5 protein-coding genes are annotated in these 6,986 nt (G+C 42.6%); 4 read left to right on the top strand and 1 reads right to left on the bottom strand.

Translation table 11 applies throughout. The features are described 5' to 3' along the window. Positions 1-211: 211 nt before the first annotated feature. The 4 genes from E5354_RS13310 (at position 212) to E5354_RS13295 (ending at position 5,538) form a co-directional block, all read left to right on the top strand. Positions 212-1,528, top strand: a complete 1,317-nt coding sequence (locus tag E5354_RS13310) for a DEAD/DEAH box helicase (protein ID WP_135947769.1) — start codon at positions 212-214, stop codon at positions 1,526-1,528. Between the two features lie 357 nt (positions 1,529-1,885). After that, positions 1,886-2,296 carry a hypothetical protein gene (locus tag E5354_RS13305; RefSeq protein WP_246863820.1) on the top strand — a complete coding sequence of 137 codons (411 nt, stop codon included), beginning with the start codon at positions 1,886-1,888 and terminating at the stop codon, positions 2,294-2,296. A 37-nt stretch (positions 2,297-2,333) separates the two neighbouring features. After that, positions 2,334-2,918 (top strand): hypothetical protein, encoded by a 585-nt coding sequence (locus E5354_RS13300; RefSeq protein ID WP_135947768.1) that lies wholly within the window; start codon positions 2,334-2,336, stop codon positions 2,916-2,918. A 10-nt stretch (positions 2,919-2,928) separates the two neighbouring features. Next, on the top strand, positions 2,929-5,538 hold the full coding sequence (locus E5354_RS13295; RefSeq protein ID WP_135947767.1) for a UvrD-helicase domain-containing protein: 2,610 nt from the start codon (positions 2,929-2,931) through the stop codon (positions 5,536-5,538). Positions 5,539-5,567: 29 nt separating this feature from the next. Here the strand turns inward: E5354_RS13295 and E5354_RS13290 are convergent, their stop codons facing one another. Continuing rightward, positions 5,568-6,884: an acetylxylan esterase gene (locus E5354_RS13290; protein ID WP_135947766.1), complete on the bottom strand. Its 1,317-nt coding sequence runs from the start codon at positions 6,882-6,884 to the stop codon at positions 5,568-5,570. Positions 6,885-6,986: the final 102 nt, after the last annotated feature.

Raw genomic sequence — 6,986 nt, 5'->3', positions numbered from 1 at the left:
AGGCTGATGCCTCTGCACGTTGAGTAGCACTCAAAAATTATTTAGGACAATATTGTATTTTTTGGTAAAAATAGTTCACTGCGATGTCAGATTGCCACTATTTAACATTTATCAACCTATGTGTGTTGTTATATAATATGAGCATGTGAGCAAATATTTCAGATTTGCCGCCTAATGCTTAACTTTGTAACGAAAAAACATCATAACCGAAATGAAACTATCGCTCATACTCGACAACATCGCATCACGACTCGGCATAGCCGAACTCAATCCCATGCAAAAGCGCGTGATGGAATCAACATCGGCCAACACCCTGCTGCTGTCGCCCACAGGGTCGGGCAAAACGATTGCATTCACGATAGCAATGCTGCGAGCGCTCGGCAAGCCGTCGGGCGAGGTAAAGGCCGTGGTAATTGCTCCGTCGCGAGAGCTGGTGATGCAGATTTACCGGGTAGTGCGAGAAATAGCCACAGGCTACAAGACGGTGGCACTCTATGGTGGTCACCCCATGGCCGATGAGAAAAACTCGCTTACCCCGGCTCCCGACATAATCGTAGCGACTCCGGGTCGACTGCTCGACCACATCAACCGCAAGCATGTCGACCTCTACACGACGAAAGTGCTTGTGCTCGACGAGTATGACAAATCACTTGAACTGGGATTCCACGACGAGATGCGCAAGGTTATACGCACGATGCCCAATCTGTCGCGCATCATCCTCACATCGGCTACCCGGCTTGTCGACATGCCCGACTTCTTGAAGATGTCGTCGCCTGAAGTTATCGACTTCCTGGAACAGGGTCAAAAACCGAGAGAACGCACCGCCATCGTTGATGTAGAGAGCCCGGCACGCGACAAAATCGACACTCTCATCGACCTACTTAAGTCGCTCAACAACGGCAAAGTCATCATCTTTGTAAACCACCGTGAAAGCGCCGTGAGAGTATTCGACCACCTGAAGAAAGCCGGACTGCCCGTGGGGCTGTATCACGGCGCTCTCGACCAGCCCGACCGCGAGAAGGCTATCGACCTGCTCAACAACGGCACGACACCGATACTCGTGTCGACCGACCTCGGCGCACGCGGCCTCGACATCGACTCGGTACACTCGATAATACACTACCACCTGCCGCTTACCGAGGAAACGTGGACTCACCGCAACGGACGCACGGCGCGTGTCGACGCATCGGGCACAGTATATGTCATCACTTCCGAAGCCGATAATCTGCCCGAATACATCACATTCGATCGCAGCTATTCGCCTACAGGCTCCTCGACCGACCCCATAAAGACTTCGACAGCCACAATATACTTCAACGCAGGCAAAAAGGAGAAAATATCGCGCGGCGACATAGCCGGATTCCTCATCAAGCAGGGAGGCATGAAGCCCGAGTCGATAGGCCGCATAATCGTCAAGGATCACAGCGCGCTTGCCGCAGTACCTGCTGACGAAGCCGCCGCACTACTGTCGCGCATCGCCTCTGAAAAGCTCAAAGGCAAGCGCGTCCGCACCTCCCTCCTCCGCTAACCCCGCAATTTTCCCGCAATTCCCCCGGCCGCTCAATAATAACTTGTACGGCTTGCTTATCTTTTGTCATAAATTTATTATTTTTGCATACGGGGACATCGGGGAAACCCTATCTCCTTATTTTTGAATAAAAAAGAAGCGTTATGCTCATCTTGTAAGTTGGAAACGTAGGAAATTTCAAACTTAGTACGAGAGAAAGCATAGTGGTTCTCACGCTATAGCGTGGGCTGCTATTATCATATCCGTACTAAAGGTTTTCCTACGACCTCCAACTTAGATGTGGTAGCATTGCAGTTCCACGCTTCGTGATTAATAAATGTCCTTGTGGCAGCTGAAGGGCAAAAATAAGATATAGAGATGCAAAAGAAAGTATACCTATTTCTGCTGTTGCTACCTATAATAACCATAGGTTGCTCCAAACCAGAAGAGAAATCAACAACTCATGAACAAACTATGCAAATTCGGGATATTGCACGTTATAAACTGTATCCCACTCAAAACATTTGGACATTCATTAAGGTTGACACTCAAACTGGACAACTTTGGCAAGTACAATACAGTGTAAATGACGATAGCAACCGAACAGAATACGACCTAAATCCGAAACCGCTCATAACCAATGTCACAGGCATAAACGGTCGTTTTAATCTATACCCTACTCAAAACATATACAATTTCATTCTTCTTGACCAAGTAGACGGCAGGCTATGGCAAGTGCAGTGGTCATTGGAAGAAGGTAATCGGGCAATATTCCCCATCAAAAAATAAATAAAATCATTAAACAACATCTCTAAAAATTTTAATCATGAAAAAGTTTTTCTCTTTTCTTATTCTTGCATTTGTAACATCTGCAATAGCATTAGCACAAAATAATTCCGAACACATGACATTTAAAGGAGTGCCAATAGACGGAACTCTTAATGAATTTGTGGACAAGATGAAACAAGCAAGATTTACATATATCGGCACACACGACGGAATAGCAGTTCTTCAAGGGGATTTTGCAGGCCATAAAGGGTGTACCATTGGTGTTTACACTCTTAAATCATCGAATAAAGTAAATACTATCGCGGTAATGTTTCCTCCACAAAAAGATTGGTCATCTTTAGAATCAACCTATGTCAGCCTTAAGTCAATGCTTACTGAAAAATACGGAGAACCTTCGGAATGCGTTGAAATGTTTCACGGCGCTCTCCAGCCTGATAGAGATTTTGAAAAATTTCACAAGCTTAAATATAAAGAATGTACATGGGACACTACTTTCAGAACCCCCAAAGGAGATATCCAATTGTCAATTTGGAGTCAACAATCAGACTGCTTTGTCCTTATCAAGTATTTCGATAAAATAAACACCGATGCGGTGAAGGCACAGGCAATGGACGATCTATAATTTAGATAGTATGCATTCATTAGCTATTTTATTATTAATTATCGCTGCTATATCCACTTTGAGTATAGCAGCGATAAGATTGCTGTTTAAAATAAAAATAGATAACTTATCAGAAGAACTGAAATACATCACACCTTATAATAGCGCAGAACACTGCATACATAATCCGGGATTACAATTCATAGATATTGAAACTGAGATCAATAACATTTTTAAAGGCCATACAATATACCATTCGGAAGAAATTAATTTTACAGAGCACTATACTCCGATTTTTAATAAAATATGCTCTCTCCTGAAGTGGCTCGAAACATTTCATATCGAGCCATCGGATATTATTGCAAAATTTGCATCCGATTTCAACTACATTCATCAATTTGTAGAGCAGCACAACGAAAGGATAACTAAAAATCTGCTAGATCTAAATAAAGAATTTTTCGACAATTGTTTACAATATCCACTTGATGAACAGCAAAGGCGCTCTATCTTATCCGATGGTTACAATTGTTTAGTTATCAGCAGTGCCGGAAGCGGTAAAACTTCATCAATAATCGGCAAAGTCAAATATTTAACGACTATAAAAGGTGCTTCACCCGAAAGAATATGCCTAATAAGCTACACTAACAAAGAGGCAACCGAATTGACTGAACGAATGTCAACTATAGGGATAAAAGGATATACATTCCACAAACTTGCTACCGACATTATAGCTCATGAAACAGGAGAAAAGCCATCAATATGCGATAACACCGATGCCCTATTCGCAACGATTTATCATGAGTTGTCACAGCAATCTTCCTACAAAAAGCATATTGTCGAACTGTTACTTGACCATGAATCACCACAATACGATTTTGAGATAGAAAAAGCCGAAAGAAGAGAACAACTTTCAGAGCAAAAGAGTCAGCGTTTGAAAGCATTATTTCCCGATATGGACGGGAGAACCATATATGTAAAAAGTAAACAAGAACAAAAAATCTGTTTTGTATTATCTTCCCTCGGCGTGAGATTCAGATATGAAGAACCATACGAATATCCGTTAGCTAATGAGTTCCATTCACAATATAAGCCGGATTTCTCCATCTACTACAACAAGGATGGCGTAACAAAACGCATCTATCTGGAACATTTCGGCATTGATGAACACGGATTCGTCCCAATGTGGTTTGCTAAGGACAATAACATAACATACGAAGAGGCCAATCAAAAATATAATGACGGCATTACATGGAAAAAGGCAGCACATAATAAATTTGGCACAACACTACTAACTACATCAAGTGCCGATTTCAGTTATTCAGATATAAAATCAAACCTTAAAAATTTGTTGAGAAATGCCGGTGTACCTATATATGAAATGTCGGATGGAGAGCTCTACGAATCCATTTTACCCAAAAATAGCAAGCAGGAGAAAGCATTAATCAGACTTGTGGCAACATTCATAACACTGACAAAATCAAGTTGCCAATCAATATATGACATATTGAATAAAGCCGTCAGAGCTAACGATGAAAGAAGTGAATTCATAATCCGGAATATCTTTATTCCTGTTTATGAGAAATACGTAAGGACATTAAAAGAGAATAATCAACTCGATTTTACCGACATTATACTAAAAGCTACAGATATTTATCGTTATTCCCATCCAGCAAAATATGATTACATAATTGTCGATGAATTTCAAGACATATCGATTGACCGATATAACTTCTTAAAGGCATTACGTGACGGAAATCCACCTGCTAAGCTCTATTGTGTAGGTGATGATTGGCAATCAATATATCGCTTCTCGGGAAGTGATATGGCACTATTCAATCAATTTCCCAACTATTTTGGAGAAACGGAAATTGCCAGGATTGAAACCACATATCGATTTGGCGAACCTTTAGTGTCACTTTCTTCGCAATTCATACAACGTAACAACAGTCAAATAGCCAAACGTATTCGACCATTTAATACTCAGACAAGAACCGATTTGGAATTTTATTCATACAGCGATAAAGACTATTGTAATCTAATAGGACAGATAATTGCAAAAATACCTTCCAATAAATCGATTATTTTATTGGGCCGATATTCTTTTGATGATTATTATCTTTCATTTACTTATCGCTCATCAAAAAGGGGGACTAAATTTTTCTATCACATTAACAACCGGGAAATTGAGTTCTTGACCGTACATAAATCCAAAGGGCTTGAAGCCGATTATGTAATTCTGCTCCAATGCAATAAAGACATCTATGGCTTCCCATCGCTAATCAACGATGATCCGGTACTTAATTACGTATTGACAACCGGCGATCAATTCCCGTTTGGGGAAGAACGGAGATTATTTTATGTGGCCATAACTCGTGCAAAAACAAAGACATTCGTACTCTACGACCGTCGTTCGCCATCAGTATTTGTTGATGAATTCCTTCATCCTGACCAAATTTCCACCAATGACCACTCCAAACACCCCAATGCCAATAAACGTTGGACCCAAAGCGCCGACAAATATTTGTTAATGCTTCATAAAGAAGGTAAGAGCATACCATATATCGCTACTAAAATGGGACGAAGTCAAACCTCGATAGTTATGAGATTAGAGAAGCTGTCGGGAGAGAATGGCGAGGGGTAAATGCGGAGGGGCAGTGGCGAGGGAGATGGTTATTGGGGACCGAAGAGCTGCTCGAGAACCCATTGTGAGGCTTTGCGGTTGTTTTCAGGATAGTTGAAGTGGGCGTTGGTGTAGGTAACCGATACGGTTTTCGGTGATTTCACTTCGTTGAGCATACTGTTGATGGATGTAGGCGAACAGGTGTCGTCATTGTAGCCATAATCACAGTATAGCGGCACATTGAGGATACGGGCAAAGTTGACTACATCGTAGTAGGGCAACGTTGAAAGCACCGAGGGCACATCGGATTCGGCAAACTTAGAGTCCATGAAGTATTTGGGCCATCCTCCGGCTCGACCATTAGCAAATCCCGTCAAGTCACAAAGTGCAGGATAATCGGCGCTTACATATTTCACTTTGTCATGAAGTGCGGCCGTGATGATGGATAACGCCCCACCCTGGCTGCCGTCCATGGTCACAATAGTTTCACCGTCCCATTCAGGCAGTGAAGCAAGATAATCGACACAACGCACACATCCGGCATATACCTGCCTGAAATAGCAAGAGTCACGCGATGTCAATCCACGTTCCCAGTAGCCCCATATTTGAGGCGACGCAGAATCGATAAGGTCCTGCGAAGACTCAGGGCTCAGTCCGTGTATGTCGACATTAAGAACTATAACACCCTTTTTGGCAAAGTCGGGTTGCGGCCATCTTTTATAGGGACCGGCACCGGGAGGACAGAACATTGCCGGATGCTTCTTTCCGTCATTAGGCATTGAAAGGTACCCATAAAAATAACGTCCGCCCTCACCTACGGTCAATCGAATAAGATACACGCTGACTTCATCGGTAGAGTGCTTCTTTATATAGGTGAGCCGAGGGTCAAGATCCACTTTTCGGGCCTCTTCTATCTCATTATCCCAGAACTTTTTGAAATCCTTGGGCATCTTGGTGAATGACTTTATTCTGTCGGGCTCGAACGCCGCTTTCACTACATCGTCAAACTTTTGTCCCGCTACGGAAAAAGATAGATTGCACTCACGGAATCCCGGCTCGGTCATGGTACCCATGTCGATTGTGGCGACACCATTGACAAATAGAGTCGAATCGCTCATCGTCGGAAGAAGCATCTCTTTTCCGGTGCAGTACTTCACCGTTACACCGTCCAACGGAATGCCTGCTTGATAAGCCTCAATCTTTATTTGGGGTTTCTCGCCCACTTTATAAGTGCGGTCATGACGGTCGAGCGTTATCAGATACTCCACATAGGGATGTCGCTGCGGTTGAAATTGCGCATTCAGGTTAAATGTAACGCACGACAGCATCACGTACACAATCAATGATGAAATGTAGTTGTATTTCATAATTCCAAAGAATAAAACTATTAATTAATCAAATGCAGCATCACATAGCAAGATGACTGAGCAAATGAGGATTTAACAAAGTTAACAAAATGCCGGAATTAT

This window comes from Muribaculum sp. NM65_B17 (assembly GCF_004793735.1).
Classification (GTDB): Bacteria; Bacteroidota; Bacteroidia; order Bacteroidales; family Muribaculaceae; genus Muribaculum; species Muribaculum gordoncarteri.
Note: the sequence above shows the minus strand (reverse complement) of the source record. Positions and strands in the feature narration are given on the sequence as shown.